Annotated in this window: 12 protein-coding genes and 4 pseudogenes; all 16 read left to right on the top strand. The window is 61.2% G+C overall.

The annotated features are described in order from the left end of the window. Nucleotides 1–85: 85 nt before the first annotated feature. The 16 genes and pseudogenes from JFV26_RS00260 (at nt 86) to JFV26_RS00335 (ending at nt 20,503) form a co-directional block, all read left to right on the top strand. Nucleotides 86–1,461, top strand: a pseudogene (locus JFV26_RS00260) (diaminobutyrate--2-oxoglutarate transaminase). A gap of 202 nt (nt 1,462–1,663) precedes the next feature. After that, nucleotides 1,664–3,445: an IucA/IucC family protein gene (locus JFV26_RS00265; protein WP_201188681.1), complete on the top strand. Its 1,782-nt coding sequence runs from the start codon at nt 1,664–1,666 to the stop codon at nt 3,443–3,445. Continuing rightward, nucleotides 3,438–4,648: pseudogene (locus JFV26_RS00270) on the top strand (type III PLP-dependent enzyme). Before JFV26_RS00265 ends, JFV26_RS00270 begins: the two are co-directional and overlap by 8 nt. After that, nucleotides 4,645–6,060, top strand: a complete 1,416-nt coding sequence (locus tag JFV26_RS00275) for a DHA2 family efflux MFS transporter permease subunit (RefSeq protein WP_201189001.1) — start codon at nt 4,645–4,647, stop codon at nt 6,058–6,060. The pseudogene JFV26_RS00270 and the gene JFV26_RS00275 overlap by 4 nt, the downstream one beginning before the upstream one ends. An 18-nt stretch (nt 6,061–6,078) precedes the next feature. Further along, a complete protein-coding gene (locus JFV26_RS00280) occupies nt 6,079–7,938 on the top strand; it encodes an IucA/IucC family protein (protein WP_201188683.1) in 1,860 nt (619 codons plus the stop codon). Then, entirely contained in the window at nt 7,932–8,705 is a 774-nt protein-coding gene (locus JFV26_RS00285; RefSeq protein ID WP_201188685.1) for an HpcH/HpaI aldolase family protein, read from the top strand. The genes JFV26_RS00280 and JFV26_RS00285 overlap by 7 nt, the downstream gene beginning before the upstream one ends. Before the next feature lie 4 nt (nt 8,706–8,709). Beyond that, nucleotides 8,710–10,545, top strand: a complete 1,836-nt coding sequence (locus JFV26_RS00290) for an IucA/IucC family protein (RefSeq protein WP_201188687.1) — start codon at nt 8,710–8,712, stop codon at nt 10,543–10,545. Next, the gene (locus tag JFV26_RS00295) at nt 10,535–11,449 is read left to right on the top strand and encodes an ABC transporter substrate-binding protein (protein ID WP_201188689.1); all 915 of its coding nucleotides are present in this window, start codon (nt 10,535–10,537) and stop codon (nt 11,447–11,449) included. Before JFV26_RS00290 ends, JFV26_RS00295 begins: the two co-directional genes overlap by 11 nt. Continuing rightward, nucleotides 11,446–12,435 (top strand): FecCD family ABC transporter permease, encoded by a 990-nt coding sequence (locus tag JFV26_RS00300; protein WP_201188691.1) that lies wholly within the window; start codon nt 11,446–11,448, stop codon nt 12,433–12,435. The genes JFV26_RS00295 and JFV26_RS00300 overlap by 4 nt, the downstream gene beginning before the upstream one ends. Then, nucleotides 12,428–13,459 (top strand): FecCD family ABC transporter permease, encoded by a 1,032-nt coding sequence (locus tag JFV26_RS00305; RefSeq protein ID WP_201188693.1) that lies wholly within the window; start codon nt 12,428–12,430, stop codon nt 13,457–13,459. The genes JFV26_RS00300 and JFV26_RS00305 overlap by 8 nt, the downstream gene beginning before the upstream one ends. A gap of 12 nt (nt 13,460–13,471) precedes the next feature. After that, complete coding sequence (locus JFV26_RS00310; RefSeq protein WP_201188695.1) at nt 13,472–14,263, top strand: ABC transporter ATP-binding protein; 792 nt, start codon at nt 13,472–13,474, stop codon at nt 14,261–14,263. Continuing rightward, nucleotides 14,260–15,041, top strand: a pseudogene (locus JFV26_RS00315) (IucA/IucC family C-terminal-domain containing protein). Before JFV26_RS00310 ends, JFV26_RS00315 begins: the two are co-directional and overlap by 4 nt. Further along, nucleotides 15,032–15,664 carry an RraA family protein gene (locus JFV26_RS00320; protein WP_201188697.1) on the top strand — a complete coding sequence of 211 codons (633 nt, stop codon included), beginning with the start codon at nt 15,032–15,034 and terminating at the stop codon, nt 15,662–15,664. Before JFV26_RS00315 ends, JFV26_RS00320 begins: the two are co-directional and overlap by 10 nt. 238 nt (nt 15,665–15,902) lie before the next feature. Further along, on the top strand, nt 15,903–18,734 hold the full coding sequence (locus JFV26_RS00325; RefSeq protein WP_201188698.1) for a xanthine dehydrogenase family protein molybdopterin-binding subunit: 2,832 nt from the start codon (nt 15,903–15,905) through the stop codon (nt 18,732–18,734). Continuing rightward, nucleotides 18,727–19,265, top strand: a pseudogene (locus tag JFV26_RS00330) ((2Fe-2S)-binding protein). The gene JFV26_RS00325 and the pseudogene JFV26_RS00330 overlap by 8 nt, the downstream one beginning before the upstream one ends. A 2-nt stretch (nt 19,266–19,267) precedes the next feature. Continuing rightward, nucleotides 19,268–20,503, top strand: a complete 1,236-nt coding sequence (locus JFV26_RS00335) for a c-type cytochrome (RefSeq protein WP_201188701.1) — start codon at nt 19,268–19,270, stop codon at nt 20,501–20,503. Nucleotide 20,504: the final 1 nt, after the last annotated feature.

Consider the following 20,504-nt stretch of genomic DNA (forward strand, 5'->3'; position numbering starts at 1 on the left):
AATATTCCGAAAAGTCCAAGCGAACAGTTGCGCCATTTTGTAAATGGGAATAGTTTTCATGTCGAAACTTATCGAGGGTAGACCGATGTTGAATGATGGCGTATTGCACTCTAATCCATTGCAAAAAACCAATGCCGACTATCTGGCTCGACAAAGCAAGTTCGAATCCAATGTGCGCAGTTATCCTCGCAAGTTACCGTTGGCTATTGCCAAGGCGCACGGGGTTTGGGTCACCGACGTCGAAGGCAATACATACCTCGACTGCCTGGCCGGTGCCGGCACGTTGGCCCTGGGGCACAACCACCCGGCCATCATGGCCAGCCTCGACAGTTTCCTGACCTCAGGCCTGCCAATGCATACCCTGGACCTGACCACCGTGGTCAAGGACGCTTTCAGCGAAACCCTGCTTAGCCTGTTGCCGAACCAGGGCCGTGATTACTGCCTGCAATTTTGCGGGCCGTCAGGGGCCGATGCGGTGGAAGCGGCGCTGAAGCTGGCCAAGACCTACACCGGTCGCAGCAACGTCATCAGTTTCTCCGGTGCCTACCACGGCATGACCCATGGTGCCCTGGCCCTGACCGGCAACACCGGACCAAAAATGCCATCGCCAGCCTGATGCCCGGTGTGCAGTTCATGCCGTTCCCCCATGAATACCGTTGCCCGCTAGGCATTGGCGGTGAGGCCGGGGTCGAGGCCTTGACCCATTATTTCACCCAGTTCATTGAAGACGTCGAAAGCGGCGTGTCACTGCCCGCGGCGGTAATCCTTGAGGCGGTGCAGGGTGAGGGCGGGGTCAACTGTGCCCCGGCGAGCTGGCTGCGGGCGATCCGCGAGGTGACACGCAAATACGGCATTCTGTTGATCCTCGACGAAGTGCAGACCGGTTTCGCCCGTACCGGCAAGATGTTTGCCTTTGAGCATGCCGAGATCGAGCCGGACCTGATCGTCATGTCCAAGGCAGTCGGTGGCGGTTTGCCGATGGCGGTGCTGGGCATCCGTCGTGAGTTCGACGTCTGGGAGCCCGGCAACCACGCCGGCACTTTCCGCGGCAACCAGATGGCCATGGCCACCGGGCTGGCCACGTTGCAGGTGCTGCAACAGCAAAACCTCGCCGGCCAGGCCGAACGCCGTGGCCAGTGGCTCAAGGACCGACTGGTCGAGTTGCAGGCGCATTATCCGGCCCTCGGCCAGGTGCGCGGACGTGGCCTGATGCTGGGCATCGAGATCGTCGACGAGCGCCAGCCGGCTGACCGCCACGGGCATTTCCCGATGGACCCGGCGCTGGCCGTGGCCATCCAGCAACAATGCTTCAAGCAAGGCCTGTTGCTGGAACGCGGCGGGCGTCAGGGCAATGTCATCCGCTTGTTGCCGCCGTTGATTATCGACGAGGAACAGTGCCGGCAAGTTATTCAGCGTTTTGATAATGCCGTGGCAGCCGCTTTAGTGCAATTGCGCGCTTGAATGAACCCATTGAAGTTACGTTAAAAGTCCTCCGGGTTGCAGGTTTATGTCAGTAACTTCGACAGTCATTTGATTATTTAAAAGGTTCAGCGAAGTGATGTCATTACCTGGGGTTTTGTCGCCCGATAAATCGGTCAGCCAGCAACTAACTTTTTCGCGATATAACGAATTCAGTGACCTCACGGGCTACTGTGGAGCACCCATGAATCATCCAGATCGCAGTGTTTTACCGAGTAGGGTCAGTGAGTTGGCGACGTCGCACGCGTTGCTTAATTGTTTGATCAAAGAGTTCGCCTTGCCGGAAAACTGCCTCAGTTACAGTTGGCCGGCGCAGATGCAAGGCATCGCCCCGGGCAGTTACCTTGAGGGCCTGGAATGGAAGGGTATTCCCCTGACCATCAAATTGCCCAACCAGCAGCAGTTCTTTGTAATGGTCGACCGTCGTGATGGTCTCGGCAGCCACCGCTATCTGTCGGACGTTTATGCCCGGCACGGTGAAGGCGACTGGTCGAGCCTCAGGTTTGCCGAGTTCGTCGAGCAGTTGCTCGCGGCTTGCGAACACATGACCCGCGCCAGCAACGACGAGTTGCTCGATCAGGTGCTGCAAAGCCAGTTACTGACTGCCGCCATCGTCGGCCACAACACCCCGATGGACGCGGACCCGCTCAGCGGTTACCTGGCGAGCGAGCAGGGCTTGTGGTTTGGTCACCCGAACCACCCGGCACCCAAGGCGCGGCTGTGGCCTGCGCATCTGGCCCAGGAAACCTATGCCCCGGAATTCCAGGCGCGCACCGCGCTGCATCTGTTCGAAGTGCCGCTGGAAGGCTTGAGCGTCGGCGCCAACGGCTTGAGCAAAGCCCAGGTACTGGCCGGGTTTGCCAATCAGGCGCAGGCCCGGCCAGGGCATGCGGTGATCTGCATGCACCCGGTGCAGGCGCAGTTGTTCATGCAGGACGGCCGGGTGCAGCGTCTGCTCAAATCCGCCGCCATCGTCGACCTTGGCGCGACGGGTTTGATGGCCAACCCCACGGCGTCGATCCGCACCTGGTACATCGAGGGCCATGAGTTTTTCATCAAGGGCTCGCTGAACGTGCGCATCACCAATTGCGTGCGCAAGAACGCCTGGTACGAATTGGAAAGTGCGCTGATGATCGACCGCATTTTTCGCAACCTGCAACTGACCCAGCCCGAGACCCTCGGCGGGTTGTCGGTGGTAGCCGAGCCGGGCCTGTTGAGCTGGGCTCCGCCGCAGGCCAGCGAAGCCGATAGCCACTGGTTCCGCGAACAGACCGGGGCGATCCTGCGGGAGAACTTCTGCCTCGACACCGGCACCGACTGCAGCATCATGGCCGGCACGCTGTTCGCCCGAGGCCTGCATCTGCGACCCTTGGTCCATGAGTTCCTGACCCGTTTCAACGGTGACGACATCCACGATCAACAGCTGTTGAGCTGGTTCGATGACTATCAAGCGCTGTTGCTGCGACCGGTGCTGGCGCTGTTCTTCAACCACGGCATCGTCATGGAACCGCACCTGCAAAACAGTGTGTTGGTGCATGACAACGGTCGCCCGCAACGCTTGCTGCTGCGGGATTTCGAAGGGGTAAAACTGACCGGGGAACTGGGTGCTTCGCGGATCGACGCCGATGCCCATCCCCGGGTCCGTGAGTCGCTGCTCTATTCCCGTCAGCAGGGCTGGAACCGCATCGTCTACTGCCTGTTCGTCAACAACCTGTCCGAGGCGGTGCTGGCCCTGAGTTGGGAGCGTCCGCACCTGGCGCCGTTGATGTGGCAACGGGTCGAGCGGCAGTTGATCAGCATCCGCGCCGAATTGACCCGTGCTGCGCCAGAGCTGGATGCGCTGATTGCCGGTCAGCCGATTGCCTGCAAAACCAACCTGAAAGTTCGCCTGGCGGCCAAGGCTGATCGCCAGGCCGGCTACGTCACTTTGATGTCCCCGTGGGGCAAGGAGACCAAGCATGGATAAGTTGCCCGCAACGGTGCTGGCCGCCATCGACGACGCCCGAACGCAACACACAGACCCACTGGCCCTCTTCATCTACGACCTGGACGCGTTGAAACAGCACGTCACCCAGGTGATGGCTGCCCTGCCCAAAGGCGTGGAGTTGTACTACGCGATCAAGGCCAACAGCGAGCCGCAAATCCTCGCTACCGTGGCGCCGTTGGTTCACGGTTTCGAGATTTCCTCGGGCGGTGAGATTGACCGCCTCCAGGCGTGCCCGACGCGCAAACCGTTCATCTTCTCCGGCCCCGGCAAACTGGATTCCGATCTGCGTTCGGCGCTGGAAAACCAGGTCGAAGCGATTCATATCGAAAGCCTGAACGAAATCGTCCGCCTGCAACGGCTGGCGCTGGAAGCGGGGCGCGTGCAGGACGTGTTGCTGCGGATCAACCCGCAACTGCCGTCGCCGCTGTCGAGCAAACTGGCGATGGCCGGCACCGCCACGCCGTTCGGGATCGACGAGTCAGAGCTGGCCGGGCGGTGAACTGGGTCGATAACGCCAGCCACCTGCGGCTCAAGGGTTTCCATGTGCATGCGATGTCCCATCAGTCGCTGGTGGAACGCCACGAACAACTGCTCGACCTGTACCTGGAGCGCTGGCCGCAATGGAAGGCGTTGTCGGCCGATCCTGCCGCGATCACCCACCTCAATGTCGGCGGCGGCATCGGCGTGAATTACCTCGGCCCGCAGCAGTTCGATTGGCAGCGCTTGTGTGCGCATCTGGGAGAATCCCTGGCGGCATGTGCCGATGCGCCGATCGTGCGCTTTGAGCCCGGTCGTTTCATCAGCGCTTATTGCGGCTACTACGCCATCGAAGTGCTGGACAGCAAAACCAGTCACGGCAAGCACTTCCTGGTCTGTCGCGGTGGCACCCATCAGTTCCGCCTGCCGGTGGCCCAGGGGCACGATCACCCGGTCATTCACCTGCCCAGGCTCCACGCAATACCGGGCGCGAAAGAACAGAACTGGACGGTGGTTGGGCAACTCTGTACGCCCAAGGATGTGCTGAGTCGCGATTGCCCGCTGAGCGGCGTAGAAGTCGGCGACATGCTGGTACTGCCGCTGGCCGGGGCGTACGGCTACAACATCTCCCACGCCGATTTCCTCTGCCATCCGCGACCGCCGCAGCTATTCGTACAAGCTGCAGGAGCCGAATCTTGGGTTTGACGGTTGCCGTTCCGCGCTGGCTGGTGGTGGTCAATGTGCTGTTGGGCACCCTGACCGTCAGCCTCAGCAACAGCTCGCTCAACCCGGCATTGCCGGCGTTCATGAGTGCCTTCGACATCGGGCCGCTGGTGGCGACCTGGATCGTCGCTGCGTTCATGGTGAGCATGGGCATGACCATGCCGCTCACCAGTTTTCTCAGCCAGCGGGTAGGGCGCAAGCGTCTCTATCTGTGGGGCGTGGCATTGTTTGTCTGCGGCTCGCTGATGGGCGCTTTCGCCAACTCCATTGCGTTGGTGATTACTGCTCGTGTGGTGCAAGGCATTGCCAGCGGGCTGATGATCCCGTTGTCGCTGGCGATCATTTTCTCGGTGTACGCCAAGGGCGAGCGCGGCCGGGTGACTGGCTTGTGGGGCGCGGCGGTGATGCTGGCGCCGGCGTTGGGCCCGTTGTGCGGCAGCCTGATGCTGGAGTGGTTCGACTGGCGTTCGCTGTTCCTGATGAACGTGCCGGTCGGCATCGTGGCGTTGATTCTCGGCGTGGCTGTGCTGCCGGTGTCTGAAGCCTGCGAACGCAAACCGTTTGACCTGGTGGGTTATCTGCTGATTGCGGCAGGTATGGGTTTGTTGATGGTTGCAGTAGGTCGACTGCGCCATGCCGAAGCCCTGACCGACCCGTTCAACCTCGGCATGTTGCTGGCGGCGATTCTGTGCCTGTTCGCGTTTGTGCGACTGGAACTGAAGCGGACGTCGCCACTGCTCAATCTGCGGATTTTCGCCCTGCGCGGTTATCGCTTGAGCGTGATCATCGCGGTGGTGCAGTCGGTCGGCATGTTCGAGTGCCTGGTGTTGCTGCCGCTGCTGGTGCAGGTGGTGATGGGCTACAGCGCGATCTGGACCGGTTTGTCCCTGCTGTGCACGGCGGCGTTTGCCAGCCTGTTCGGGCACATCGGCGGCAGATGGCTGGATCGGCACGGGCCACGGGGCGTGGTGCTCTGGGGGCTGCTGCTGACCGGCGCCGCGACGCTCGGCCTGGGGATGCTCGGGGCCGGCACGTCTATCGGTGTGGTGTTTTTCCTGATGATGGTTCGCGGTGCCGGGCTCGGTATGTCCTACATCCCCATCACCACCGCCGGGCTCAATGCCTTGCCCGAACCGATGGTCACCCAGGGCGCGGCGATGAACAACATTTCCCGCCGCCTCGTCTCGTCACTGGCCATCGTCATCGCCTCGCTCTGGCTCGAGTTTCGTCTGGGGGCCGGGGTTTATTCCGCCGGCAACTCGGGGGCGATCAGCGAAGTGTTCATGGCCACCGGCGTCTTGGTTCTGCTGGCGCTGCCCTGCGCCTGGCGTTTTCCCGTTCACCTATCCGACGAGCCGGCCGAGGCATTGCCCTCGGCCCTCGAACCTCGTTAATTCTTTAATCGACAAGGCATGACAATGGCGACCTCATCTCAGGCAACACTTCAGGCTCCAGGCGTCTGGCTGGCCACCGCCGATACCCAACGCTATCAACAAGTGGAACAGCGGGTGGTCGGCCAATTGCTGCAAACCCTGCTCTACGAAAACGTGCTGCCGTACCGCCATTCACCGTTGGCGGGCAGCCAATACCGTTTTGTCGTCAGCGGCCTCGATGCCCGGCAACAAGCCGTTGAATATCACTGCAGTGGCTTGCTCAGCGCCAGTTTCGAACTGATCCGCCTCGACTACGCCAGCCTTGAGCGCGTCGACGCCCAGGGCAAGCACAGCCAACCACGGCTGCATCAAGCGCTGGCCGAACTGCTGAGCGAGCTTCAAGACAGCCCGCACCTGCCACGTTTCACCCAAGAACTGGAGCAAACCCTGCTCAAGGACCTGCAATCGCGCAGCCAGGGTTATCAGGCCGAAAAGCCGCCGTATCAACTGGACGTCGATGCACTGGAGCAGCACTTCATGGACGCCCACAGCTACCACCCCTGCTACAAGTCGCGCATCGGTTTTTCGCTGAAAGACAACGCCCGTTACGGGCCGGAGTTTGCCGCACCGGTGGCCATTGTCTGGCTGGCCGTGGCGAAAACCTGCGGGGCGATGAACATCTCCCGGCACCTGGAATTCGACGGGTTTATCCAGCAGGAGTTCGGCCTTCAACGCTGGCAGATGCTGGCTGAAAGCCTCGCCGACCAAGGCCAGTCGCTGGGTGATTACTGGCTGATGCCGGTACACCCCTGGCAGTGGGAAAACGTCATTGTCCCGGTGTTCTACCCGGAACTGGTCAGCGGTGAGGTGATCCATCTGGGTACCACCGAGGATCGCTACCAGGCGCAGCAATCGATCCGCACCCTGGCCAACTCCACGGAAAAACAGCGGCCTTACGTCAAGCTCGCGTTGAGCATGACCAACACCTCCAGCACGCGTATTCTGGCCCGGCACACGGTGATGAACGGCCCGATCATTACCGATTGGCTGCACCAGTTGATCCGCAGCGACAGCACCGCCCGCGACCTGGGTTTTGTGATTCTCGGCGAGGTGGTCGGCGTCAGCTTCGACTACGACCACCTGCCCGCCACGCGTATGTCCCAGGCCTACGGTACCCTGGGCACGCTATGGCGAGAAAGCATTCACCAGTACCTGGAAAGCGATGAGCAAGCCGTGCCGTTCAACGGTTTGAGCTCGGTGGACAATCGCTACGGCAGCGGTGAGCAGGCGCCGTTTATCGATGCCTGGATCAAGCAATACGGCCTGCATGCCTGGACCCGCCAACTGCTGCAAGTCGCGGTGTCGCCGATCATTCACATGCTCTATGCCGAAGGCATCGGCATGGAGTCCCACGGTCAGAACATCGTCCTGATCGTCAAGCAGGGCTGGCCGCAGCGCATTGCCTTGAAAGACTTCCACGACGGTGTGCGCTATTCGCCGCAGCACCTCGGGCGCCCCGAGCTGAGCCCGACCCTGGTGCCGCTGCCCGCCAGCCACGCCAAGCTCAACCGCAACTCGTTCATCCTCACCGACGACGTGGAGGCGGTGCGCGATTTCTCCTGCGATTCGTTCTTCTTCATCGCCATGGCCGAAATGGCGATCTTCCTGCACCAGCACTATCAACTGGCAGAACTCGAGTTCTGGCAGATGACTGCCGAGGTGATCACCCGCTACCAAACCGAACACCCGCAACACCGCGCGCGCTATGAAGCGTTTGATGTGTTTGCGCCGTTCTACGAAGTCGAAGAGCTGACCAAGCGTCGCTTGCTGGGCGATGGCGAACGTCGGTTCAAATCGGTGCCCAATCCGCTGCACGCGTTCCGGCCGCAATCATGCTGAGGACCAATCTGCTCAAGCAGAAACTCCAAAAGGGTGAGCCGGCCTACGGCCTGATCAGCTCGATACCGGCACCGGCCGCCATCGAGTTGATCGCCGAAGCCGGGTTCGATTTCGTGATCATCGATATGGAACACGTACTGATCAACCCGCAAACCGTGGAGAACATGATCCGCACCGCCGAGAGTTACGCCATCACGCCGCTGGTGCGGGTGGCGGACTTCAACCCGAAAACCCTGCTGCGCCTGCTCGATGGCGGCGCCCAGGGCATCGTGTTGCCGATGATCGAAGGCCCCGAGCCGTTGGCCGATAGCATTCGCGCCTGCAAATACCACCCGCTGGGCAACCGCAGCCTGAATGCCGGACGCCCCGGTGCGTTCGGCAAGCACAGCCTGGCGCAATACATCGGGCTGGCCAACGAGCAAATCATGATCGTGGCGATGATCGAAAGCGCGCAAGGCGTGCGACGTGCAGCAGAAATCGCCGCCGTACCGGGCCTGGACATGATCCTCGAAGGCGCCGCCGATTTATCGCAATCGCTGGGCTTGCCCTGGCAGATCGACCGGCCCGAAGTGCAGCAGGCGCTGCTCGCCAGTTGGCAGGCAGCCAGTGCCGCCGGCGTGCCGTATTGCGCGATTCCACGCCAGCCGGGTGATCACGAACGCTGGTTGGATCGCGGCGTAAACAGTTTTGTTTTGGGTGACGAGCGAGGCATCGCTTTTCGTGCCCTCCAGGCCAGATTGGCCGCCACTTCAGCAGAAGGAAAATAATCGGATGAACTTCACCGCAATGGCCGCCGACAGGGTGATGCAGGATCTGGTCGATTGTTTGCTGGCCGAACATTTTTTCGGGACCGAACCACTGAAGCTGGTGGCGCCAGCGTCATCGGCTGATCAACCGTTTAGCGGCTTGAACGCCGATCAGCGGATCTGGGAATGGCAGGGTTCAATCTTTGTCGCCCTGCGCCCCGGCATCACGCAGCAATGGGAAAAAGTCCCGGGCACGCCGGTATTTGACCGACAAAATGAACAACTGACGGAGCTGTCACCGGAAGCGTTCATGGCCCAAATATTGGCCGGGATGACCGACCGCTATCAGGACAATGAAAAGGGCTTTGCGCTATTCCTCGATGTGTTGCGCACCAGCGTCCGGCAAACCGAGTTGTCCCTGGCCCATCGGGTTGACAGCGAACGTTTGCTGGAGAAGAGCAACGCAGACTTTTTCCTGACGATGGAACAGTGGGCCTCGCTGCGGGATCGTCCCTACCATCCGTTGGCCAAAGCCAAGCAAGGTTTGAACGACGCCGAATATCAGCAGTATCAGGCGGAATTTGCCCGGCCAGTGGCGCTGAACTGGGTCGCCATCGATCGCACGTTGCTGCAATGCGGCGACGGCGTGACGGACCTGGCGCAGAGTTATCCTGCCCAGTACCTGTTGCCATTCGCGTTGCAGGCCGGCTTGCAACACGAGTTGCAGCAACGGGGCCTTACCGATAGCCACATCGCGTTGCCGGTGCACCCGTGGCAGTTTGAACATGTGCTGGACGTACAACTGAGTGAGGCCTTCACCAGGGGTGATTGCCATCGACTGGACTTCACCGACGGCGATTTCTTCGCGACTTCGTCATTGCGTTCGATGACCCCGTGCTTCAACAGCGCCGATTACCTGAAGTTGCCAATGGCGATCTATTCGCTGGGCGCCTCGCGCTACTTGCCCGCCGTGAAAATGATCAACGGCGGCTTGAGTGAAAAGTTGCTGCGTCAGGCGCTGGGCAAGGATGAAACGCTGCAAGAGAAGTTGCACCTGTGCGATGAAACCAAGTGGTGGGCGTTCATGCCGCCGGACGCGACGCTGTTCGACGAAGCGCCGCGTCACCTGTCGGCCATGGTTCGCGGTTATCCGCCGGCGCTGCTGGAAGATCCGGACACCCGACTGGTACCGATGGCCGCCCTCGGCACGCCGTTGCCCGGCAGCAACCAGCACTTCTTCGATGACTGGATGGCCTGCCGGCAACTGCCGGCCAACGCCGCGTCGGTGATGACGCTGTTCCGTGAGCTGAGCCACAGTTTCTTCGAGATCAACCTGCGGATGTTTCGTATCGGCATGCTCGGGGAAATCCACGGGCAGAACGCGGTGCTGGTCTGGAAGGCCGGTTATGCCCAGGGGTTGCTGCTGCGCGATCACGATTCGTTGCGCATCTTTGTGCCGTGGCTGGAGCGAAACGGCCTGGCTGATCCGGCGTACCGACTGAAGAAGGGGCATGCGAACACGCTGTACCACGAGCGTCCAGAAGACCTGCTGTTCTGGTTGCAGACACTCGGAATCCAGGTCAACTTCCGCGCGATCATCGATACCCTGGCGCAGGTTTACGCGCTGCCGGCCAACACCTTGTGGACGGCGATGGGCGAGGTGCTGAACGAGTTGATTGACACCATCGACTTCGACCCCGAAGCTCGGGGCATGATTAAACAGCAATTGTTCGAAGCACCGCACTGGCCGCAGAAATTGCTGCTCACACCCATGATCGAACGGGCCGGTGGCCCCGGCAGCATGCCGTTTGGCAAAGGCCAGGTGGTCAATCCTTTCCACCGGTTGCACCGTGAAGACTGATCCTCGATGTCATCCCTCCAGGCGCACGCTGTTGCGCCTGTCCCTGGGGGTGGTTGCACTCAGGTTTGCCTTGCCGGCGTGGGCTCAGGCCGACGCCGCGCCGCTGCGGGTGATACCCCTGTTTCAGGGCGCCACCGACAGCGCCGTGGCGTTGGGCGTCACGCCGTGCGGCATCGTTGATTCGTGGAGCGAGAAACCCACCTATCACTATTTGCGTTCGGCGCTGGCGCAGGTGCCCCATGTCGGGCTGGAGACTCAGCCCAGTCTGGAAGACATCGCGTTGCTGAAACCGGACGTGATCATCGCCTCGCGCTTTCGTCACGAACGCATCGCTCCGTTGCTCAAACAGATCGCCCCGGTGGTGATGCTGGAGGAAGTGTTCGAGTTCAAAAAGACCCTGGCGCTGATGGGCGTTGCCTTGTACCGCCAGCAACGGGCCGCTGAGGTATTGGCCCAGTGGCAGCAACGTGTGGCGCAACTGCGCGGGCAATTGCAGCAGACGTTCGCCGGGCGCTGGCCGCCCACGGTGTCGATTCTGGATGTCCGGGAGGACCATATCCGCAGTTATCTGCCGGCGAGTTTCCCGGGTTCCGTCATCACCGAATTGGGGTTCGACTGGAGTGAAGCCAGTCGTGAGGCGAGCGGGGTCTCGATCAAACTCACCAGCAAGGAAAGCCTTGCGGTGGTGAATGCCGACATCTTCTTTGTCTTTATGCACGCGGAGAAAGCGGCAGTGCAGCGAAATTATGAAAGCCTGGTGCAGCATCCGCTGTGGCTGCAAATGCGTGCGCCTCGGCAAGGTCAGGTGTGGCAGGTCGACGGCGTGGCCTGGAGCCTGTCGGGCGGCATGCTCGGGGCGAATTTGATGCTCGATGACGTGGCACGACGGGTTACTGCCTCATGAGCAATGCGTTGAAGTTGTGGAGTGCGGGAATCGTGTTGCTGCTGAGCTGCGTGTTGAGCCTGGCCGTCGGGGCAACCTGGATTCCGTTGTCGCAGGTTGCAGCCGCGTTTGTGCATCCCGATCCGTTGAGCATCAGCCATGTGCTGGTGACGACCACGCGGCTGTCGCGCACGTTGATGGCGATGGCCGTGGGCGCGAGCCTGGCGGTGGCGGGGGCCCTGATGCAGGCGTTGACCCGCAATCCGCTGGCGTCCCCCGGGCTGTTCGGAATCAACGCCGGGGCGACGTTTTTCATCATTCTGTTTTCCTCGCTGTTCTCCCTGTCATCTCCGGATGCCTGGCTGTGGTGCGCATTTATCGGCGCGGCGGTGGCGGGTTCGCTGGTGTGGCTGATCGGCAACATGGGGCAGGGCAGCCTCAGCCCGTTGCGCATCGTGCTGGCGGGCGCGGCGATGGCGGCGTTGTTTTCCGCGTTCAGTCAGGCGTTGCTGGTGGTCAATCAGGACGGGCTGGACACGGTGCTGTTCTGGATGGCCGGTTCGTTGACCGAGCGCAGCCTGTCGGTCGCCGCGCCGTTGCTGCTGTGTGGCGTGCTTGGGTTGTTCGGGGCGATGTTGCTGGCGGGGCAAGTCAATGTGCTGAACGCCGGGGAAGAGATTGCCACCGGCCTGGGTCAGCGAACCGGGTTGATCCGGTTGTTGATGAGCGTGCTGGTGGTCTGCCTGGCGGGCAGTGCGGTGGCGCTGGCCGGGAGCATCGGTTTTATCGGTTTGCTGGTGCCGCACATGGTGCGCAAGGGGTTGTCCATCGACCATCGCTGGTTGCTGCCGGGGTGTGCGTTGCTCGGCGCGATTTTGCTGCTGCTGGCGGACACGTTATCGCGGGTATTGATTTTGCCCCAGGAGGTTCCGGTGGGCGTGATGACGGCGCTGTTCGGTGCGCCGTTTTTCATCTTGCTGGCGCGACGTGGAGGTCGTTATGGATAAGGTCCTGACCTGGCGTTGTAGCGGGTTTTCCCGGCGGATCAATGTCGCGACGTTGTGGCGACTGTTGGCGGCGGTGATGGTCACCGCACTGATCATGCTCGGCTCGCTGTCGCTGGGCAAAGTCCTGCTGTCGCCGCTGGAAGTGCTGCGGATCTTGCTGTCGAACCAGGACGCGAGCCTGACATTCATCGTCGAGCAACTGCGCTTTCCGCGCCTCCTGCTGGCGGCGTTGGTGGGGGCGGCGTTGTCGGTGTCCGGGCTGATTCTGCAAAGCATCATCCGCAACCCGCTGGCCTCGCCGGACCTGCTGGGCATTACCAGTGGCGCCAGTGCGGCGGCGGTTTTGTACCTGTCGTTTTTCTCGGTGGCGTTGGGTCAACAGTATCTGCCGCTGGCGGCGATGCTCGGCGCCGGGCTGGCGGCACTGGCGATCTATCTGTTGGCCTGGAAGCAGGGCTCTTCACCGCTGCGGCTGGTGTTGATCGGCGTCGGCATCTCCGCGATGTTGACTGCCGCGACCACCTTCATCCTGGTGTTCAGCCCGCTGACCACCACCCTGTCGGCCTATGTCTGGCTGACCGGCAGCGTCTACGGTGCCAGTTGGCCCGAGCCGCTGGCGTTGGGTTCCTGGTTGTTGGGCATTTGTCCGCTGCTGGTGTTTCTGGCCCGTCAGGTGATGGTGCAACAACTGGACGACAGCCTCGCCCAGGGGATCGGCGTGCGTGTGCAGTGGTTGCGCGCCGGGTTGCTGCTGGTCAGCGTGGCGCTGGCCGGTGCGGCGATTGCCTGGGGCGGGGCGATTGCGTTTGTCGGGCTGATTGCGCCGCACATTGCCAAGCGTCTGGTGGCCCCGGGGTTTGGCGGTCAGGCCGTGATGGCGGCATTGGTCGGGGCGAACCTGGTGGTGCTGGCCGACCTGGCCGGGCGCACGCTGTTTTTGCCGCTGGATCTGCCGGCCGGGATTTTTGTCGCGGTGCTGGGCACCCCCTTTTTTCTCTATTTGTTGATTAAACAACGTCATTAAGGAATTCAACGTATGACGTCGATTGCAAGTCGCGGCCTGACCCTGAGTTATCAGCGCCAGGTGATTATTGACGCGCTGGACATGCAGCTGCCCCAGGGCAAGATTTCGGTATTGATTGGCAGCAACGGCTGCGGCAAAAGCACCTTGCTCAAATCCTTCGCCCGGCTGCTGAAACCGCAGCAGGGTTCGGTGATTCTCAACGGCGTGGATATCCAGCAAAAATCCACGGCTGCCGTGGCTCGTGAACTGGCGATCTTGCCGCAGACCCCGAGTGCGCCGGAGGGCATTACCGTTCGGCAATTGGTGGCGTTGGGTCGATATCCGTATCAGAGCTGGAGGCAACAGTGGTCGGCGCAAGACGAAGCCATGGTCAACCGCGCGCTGGCGCAAACCAGTCTGCTGGCCCTGGCGGATCGACCGGTGGACGCGTTGTCCGGCGGGCAACGCCAGCGTGCGTGGATCGCCATGACCCTGGCCCAGGACACCGGCATCGTGCTGCTCGACGAACCGACCACGTTCCTCGACCTGGCGCACCAGATCGAAGTGCTGGACCTGCTGCGCGACCTTAACCGGCTCGAAAACAAAACCATCATCATGGTGCTGCACGACCTCAACCTGGCGTGTCGTTATGCCGACCACATGGTCGCGGTGCACAACCAGACGGCGTTTGCCCAAGGCCGGCCGGACGAAGTGTTGACCGAGGCATTGGTCAAAACCGTGTTCGACCTCAACTGCCGGATCATTCCCGATCCGTTCTTTGGGACGCCGCTGTGCATTCCGTTTGGCCGGGAACTGCCGCAATGACTCTGGCTGACCATTTCACGGCGTCAGAGTGGGCGGTGCTGTCCGGCGGATTGCGGCTCGAGGACAGCGCCGAGCGCGACCCGTTGCGTTCGCTGATGGCCCGGGACTTGTTGCAGGAGAACGTGTGCGAGCAGTTGCTGGACGCATTGGGGCCGGTGATCGGCTCGCCGTCCCGGCGATCACCGCTTCGCTGCTCGGCAAGCGTTTGTCGTTTCTGGCGACCGGCGCCTGTTTGTACGCGATGTCGGTGTACGACAAAGGGCTGGCGCTGTCGCTGGACAACACGGTGATCGAATACGGCCACGATGACGGGTTGTGGACGTCGTCGATGCCGCTGCTTCATGGAAAACCGCTGACATACGAGGCGGGTGAGCGCGAGGCCTGGCGGGAAACGCTGGTGCAGGCGCTGTTTGCCGGATTGCTGAAACCGTTGTGGCAAACCTTCAACCGGGTCACTGGCGTGTCCCGGCGCATCCTCTGGGAAAACACCGCCGTGCGCGTGTATTCGCTGTATGAAAAACGCATGGCAAAAATAGAAGTCCCGTCAGTGCGCGAGCGCTGTGAGGCGGATTTCCAGTGGCTGCTGACCCAAGCCGAACCGGCGCTGTTCGGCCTTGATTACAACCCGCTGAGCCATTTCCGTCGACCGCCGACGTGGGTGGACGACGGGCAGCGCAGCATTCGCTTTCGGCGGACCTGCTGCTTCTACTACCTGGCCACCGAGCCCGCTGAATACTGTTCGACCTGCCCACTGCTACGTCCGGGGAAATGCCGATGAGTTATGAGATTGCCGACCGCCAGCAACTTGCCAGCCCGGAGTTGCTCAACGCATATCGGGATATCCCATCGTCGACCATCGGCCACTTTTCCGACCGTGGCTTCCTGCGCGGGATCAAGCCACTGTTCAACGACATCCGCATGCTCGGCAACGTGGTCACCGTCAAAGTCTTCCCACCCGATGGCAGCATACTGCGTGAGGCGCTGTTGTTGAGTCAGCCGGGCGATGTGCTGGTGATCGAATGCGTGGGCGACAACGAGTGCGGCTGTTGGGGTGAACTGCGAACCCTGGCCGGATTGATCAAGGGCCTGGCCGGGGTGGTGGTGTCGGGCGCGGTCACCGATGTCAACGCCTTGCGTCGTCATGGGTTGCCAGTGTTTTGCCGTGAAATCAGTGCGTACACCACCCGTGGCATTGGCGCCCAGGGCGAAGTCAATCAGCCAATCCATATCGGCGAGGTTCGGGTGCGGCCGGGAGACCTGGCCATCGGTGATGACGACGGCGTCTACATTCTCGACGCCCGGCGAGCGGTGCAGCTATTGCCCGAGCTGTTGGCCAAAGAAGAAACCGACCAGCACCGCTGCGCGCAATTGCTGCTGAGACTCGACGCCCGCCTGGCCTGAGGCTGCGTTATCTACACATCGATTTATTGCGGTGCAACGCGGCAATGCTTTGATTTCTTTGTCAGTTTTTTGTAATGGGTTATTTGCCGCAAACGCAGAAATCTATAAAGTTAACCTTCAAGTCAGCTTTGCACTGTCAGTTACAGCCTTTTGTTTCTAGCAAAAGCGCTTCTGCAAGACTCGAGATCCCCAGAACATAACCAGAAGGGCGGACCTATAACCGCCCAGAGGATGATCCATGTCCAACCGTGATATTTCCCGGCGCTCGTTCCTTCAGGGCGGGCTGGTGGCAGGTGTGAGCGTAACGCTTGCACCGCTTAGTACCCAGGCGCTGGCTGCCTTGATGGAAAACAGCGTGACCGTGCCGCCCGAGCAATGGCTCGGCAACAACGGCAAGGCGCGTTCGCGTAACGATGCCTTGTCCAAGGTCTGCGGCAGCAAAGTCTTTGCCCGCGACATCCGCGCCAAGGACATGCCAGGCTGGCCCCAGCAGCAGGGCCACGCCATGTTGCTGAAAATCATCAAGGCTGATCGCATCTACGCTGGCTACGACCTGTCGTGGCTCGGCGCCGATTTGCAACCTGAGCGCATCGTTACCGCCGAAGACCTGGTCAGGGATGGCATCGTCTTCCCCGAAGTATACGGGCCCGATCCGCTGCTGCCGGTGGGCAAGGTGGCGATGTTTATCGGTCATCCGGTGGCAATCCTGATCTGGAACGACTTCGAGCGCTTCCGCCAGGCCAAAGACAAACTCAGGTTCAACGATAAAGCGATTCGTTACGGCGCCCAGGCACCGTTCAGCGAGCGAGATGCCTATGGCAGCTTCCGCTACGTACGGGTGGGCGGCGCGACCTCGGCGGATGAAGACGAATTTGCCAGCCTCAAAGACTCGACCTTGTTGCCGATGTTGCGCAACCGGCGTCCGGTATGGAATGAACAACCCAACCTGCACGGCAACCTGACCGAGCGCGGGTTGTTTTACGCCGACCGTATGAAACAGCAGATCGACACTGCGCCGGACAACTGGCTGGTGTTCGATGAGCGCTACAAGACTTCGTCGGTCGAGCCTGCTGCGCTGGAAGCCGATAATGGTAATGGCTGGTACGACCCGGCGACCAAGACCCTGCATTTCGTGGTTGCCACCCAGTGTCCGGTGGAAGTAGCGACAGAAACCGCGGAGATGATCGCGCCGTCGCGCTTTGGCCTGGGCAACCTGGTCATGCATCCGGGCTACACCGTTGGCTACGGCTCCAAGGACCATAACATCTTCGTGTATTACGCAGCGTTGGCGGCTGTATACGGCGCCGGTGTGCCTGTGCGCCTGGCTAACGACCGCTACGAGCAGTTCCAGAGCGGTATCAAGCGTCACCCTTTCGACATTCGCTACCAACTGGCCGTGGACAAGACCGATCACAGTTTCAAGATATTCCGCGCCGAGATGAGCGTCGATGGTGGCGGGCGGATCAACTGCAGCCCGTTGGTTGCAGCGGTCGGCGCTACGGCGGCGCAGTCGATCTACTACATGCCGCAGAACGATCTGCAGGTCACGGCCTATCATTCCCGCGCTGTTGAAGCCGGATCGATGCGCGGCTACGGCACCCTGCAAACCATGGCGGCCACAGAGATGATGGTCGATGAGATTGCCGCTCGCCTGGGCATCGATCCGATCGAACTGCGTAAGAAAAACGCCATGGTCTCGGGCATGAAAAACACCCAGGGTGCGGTGCCGGCGGGTGCCTTGCGCCTGCATGAAATTCTCGACAAGGCCGCCGAACACGAGGTGTGGAAGCAGCGCGATGCGATCAAGCAACAGCGTGAAGCACAGGATCCGGATCACTGGTATGGCGTCGGCTTCGCGATCAGCCAGAAAGATTTTGGCAACGGTGCCGAAGCACTGATGGCCAGCGTTGAATTCACCGCCGAGGGGCATGTCACCCTGCGCCATATAGGTATCGAGATGGGCACCGGGATGTCGACCTCGCAAGCCTTGGTGGTGGCTGATTTCCTTGGTGTGCCGGCGACTGAAGTGAAGACCGGTGAGACCGAGTGGAAAGAGTTGCAGCTCATCAGTGTGGGTAACCCATACGCCATGACTCAGGCTGAACAGGATCGCCTGGTGCGTAATCCGCGCTGGGTCGCAAAGTTGGCCTCGGCCTCGTCGTCGACCAACTCCGCGTACTACTTCAGCCACGCCACCCGTGAAGCGTCCCGCGTGCTGTTCAACCACGGCTTGTGGCCGGCGGCGCTGCAGATCTGGGGCCAAGGTCCTTACGGCGGCCAGGCCAACCCATACGTGGTGCGTCGCGAAGATGCGCACTGGGTCGACGGCAAACTCACCGCCAACGGCCTGCAGCCGCTGAGCTTTGAGCAGTTGGCCAAACATGCCCACGAAAAAGGGCTGGTGACCGGCGCGACGGTACACGGCTTCAACCGCTGGAGCTGGGCCGAGGCCGAGTTCAGCATCGACGGCGTGCGTGAACGTCTGCCGCTCGACGGGCTAGCAGTGAAGTACGGCGACGGTGCACCGAAGGTAAAGAAGGCGCAAATGAACAGCGCCGGCTTCCACCTGCTGGATCGGCAGAATGTGCATTACCCGAGCACTCAACTGAACAACGCGATGGTGACTTACTACAGCCCGGTCGCGACGCTGGTGGAATTGAAAGTGAACAAGGGTTCGGCCGAGGTGCAAGTGCTCAACCATCACTCGTGGGTCGAGTGCGGTCGGGTGCTGGTGGAAGAATTGGTGAAGGGCCAGCTCGAAGGCGGGATCGCCATGGGCATCGGCCATGCGCTGCTCGAAGAGATGCCGCTGTACGAAGGCGGGCCGGGGGAGGGTGACTGGAACTTTAACCGTTACCGCCTGCCGATGGCCCGGCACGTTGCGGTCTGGAACCAGACCGCCGAAATCTTGCCACCGCTGTCGCCGAGCGACCCGTCCAAGGGCATTGCCGAAGTGGTGATGATCCCGATCGTCGGCGCCATCGGTAACGCCGTGGCTCACGCCATCGGCAAACGTGTCCGCGACCTGCCGATCACTTCTGCACGCATCAAGGAGGCCCTCAATGGCTAACCGTCCGTTTCAACTGACCCTCAACGGTCAATCCGTCGGCCCGGTGGACATCCCTGATGACCTGCCGATGATCGACTATTTGCACGAATACAAAAACCTCACTGGCTCGCGTCTGGGCTGTGGCCAGGGCATCTGCCACGCCTGCGTGGTGATCGTCGACAACGCGGACGGCACCAGCGAAGAAGTGCGCACCTGCATCACCGGCGCGCATTACTTCGAAGGCAAAAAGTGCGGACCATCGAAGGTCATGCGAGCCGCGATGAGCAGGGCAAGGTCACCGCGCTGAACCCGATCCAGCAGCGTTTCGTCGATGAATTCGCCTTTCAGTGCAGCTACTGCGCGCCGGGGTTTGTGAATGCGGCGACGGTGCTGGTGGAAAAACTCCAGCGTCAGCCGATCGTTAAAAGCCAGCTGGAAAAAGTCATCGAGGACAGCCTCGGTCACCACATCTGCCGCTGCACCGGCTACGTGCGTTACTACAGCGCGACCCGCAACGTGCTGACCGATCTCGGCCTGGTCAAGGAGGGTTAAGCATGAAGCCTCTACTTTCCCGCCTGGCGTTGGCGGTTGGTCTGGTTGCGCCGGTGTTACTGGCTCACGCGGACGATCAGGTCAAGCGCGGCGAATACCTTGCCCGCGCTGCCGATTGCATGGCCTGCCACACCGCATCGGGTGGCGCGCCGTTTGCCGGCGGTCTGCCGATCGTCTCACCGTTCGGCACGATCTACGGCACCAACATCACCCCGAGTAAAGAGCACGGCATCGGTCTGTACAACGATGACGAATTCTTCGCCGCGCTCACCGAAGGCAAACGCCGGGATGGCGCGAACCTGTACCCGGCGATGCCTTACACCTCGTATCACCTGATGCCGCGTGAAGACTCGGACGCGATTCATGCGTACCTGAAAACCGTCGAGCCAATCGAGCGTGCAGCACCGGTCACCAGCCTGAGCTTCCCGTTTAACGTGCGCCTGGGCCTGATGGGCTGGAACATGCTCTACGGCAAGGATGTGAAACTGGCGCCGACCGAGGGCAAAAGCGAAGCCTTCAAACGCGGCCAGTACATGGTTGAAGTGCTCGGGCACTGCGGCGAATGCCACACCCCGCGCGGTTTGCCCGGTGCGATGCAGCAGGACAAACGCCTGACCGGCGGTGTGCTCAACGGCTATCTGGCGCCAAGCCTGCTGGCCAATGACCTGGCCGCTCGCGGCTGGAATCATCAGGACCTGAGCTCGTTCCTCAAACACGGCATGAGCGCCCAGGGCACGATGTTCAACGAGATGTTCCCGGTGTTCCACAACAGCACCCAAGGCCTCAATGACCCGGATTTGGCGGCGATGGCGACTTACCTGCTTGGCGATCAACCGCCAGCGGCGAAGGTGATCACCGATGTGCCATTGGACAAACTGAGCGCTGGCGCCCAACGCGGTCGTCAGGACTACCTGAACGTCTGCGCCGGTTGCCACGCGCCGAACGGCGAGGGCAAACCGCACATCGCGGTGGCCATGCGCGGCAACACCACGTTGCGCCTGGAAGATCCGCGCAACCTGTTGCGGGTGATCGAAGACGGCATCGGCGAGCAGAAATTCGCCGGGTTCGAACGCATGCAACCGATGCCGGGCTTCGCCGACAAACTCAGTCACGAGCAACTGACCGATCTGCTGAATTATTTGCGTCAAGGTTGGGGTGGGCAGCCTAGTGAGCTGGCGCTCAGCGATGTGCAGAAGCTTCAGGCAGATGCACCGCCGACCGAGCACAAGGCGCACTGAC

Source organism: Pseudomonas sp. TH31 (genome assembly GCF_016650815.1).
Taxonomy (GTDB): Bacteria; Pseudomonadota; Gammaproteobacteria; order Pseudomonadales; family Pseudomonadaceae; genus Aquipseudomonas.

Coding starts and splice junctions, on each gene's coding strand:
- JFV26_RS00265 (WP_201188681.1), top strand. CDS start 1,664: ATGAATCATCCAGATCGCAGTGTTTTACCGAGTAGGGTCAGTGAGTTG.
- JFV26_RS00280 (WP_201188683.1), top strand. CDS start 6,079: ATGACAATGGCGACCTCATCTCAGGCAACACTTCAGGCTCCAGGCGTC.
- JFV26_RS00285 (WP_201188685.1), top strand. CDS start 7,932: ATGCTGAGGACCAATCTGCTCAAGCAGAAACTCCAAAAGGGTGAGCCG.
- JFV26_RS00290 (WP_201188687.1), top strand. CDS start 8,710: ATGAACTTCACCGCAATGGCCGCCGACAGGGTGATGCAGGATCTGGTC.
- JFV26_RS00300 (WP_201188691.1), top strand. CDS start 11,446: ATGAGCAATGCGTTGAAGTTGTGGAGTGCGGGAATCGTGTTGCTGCTG.
- JFV26_RS00305 (WP_201188693.1), top strand. CDS start 12,428: ATGGATAAGGTCCTGACCTGGCGTTGTAGCGGGTTTTCCCGGCGGATC.
- JFV26_RS00310 (WP_201188695.1), top strand. CDS start 13,472: ATGACGTCGATTGCAAGTCGCGGCCTGACCCTGAGTTATCAGCGCCAG.
- JFV26_RS00320 (WP_201188697.1), top strand. CDS start 15,032: ATGCCGATGAGTTATGAGATTGCCGACCGCCAGCAACTTGCCAGCCCG.
- JFV26_RS00325 (WP_201188698.1), top strand. CDS start 15,903: ATGTCCAACCGTGATATTTCCCGGCGCTCGTTCCTTCAGGGCGGGCTG.
- JFV26_RS00335 (WP_201188701.1), top strand. CDS start 19,268: ATGAAGCCTCTACTTTCCCGCCTGGCGTTGGCGGTTGGTCTGGTTGCG.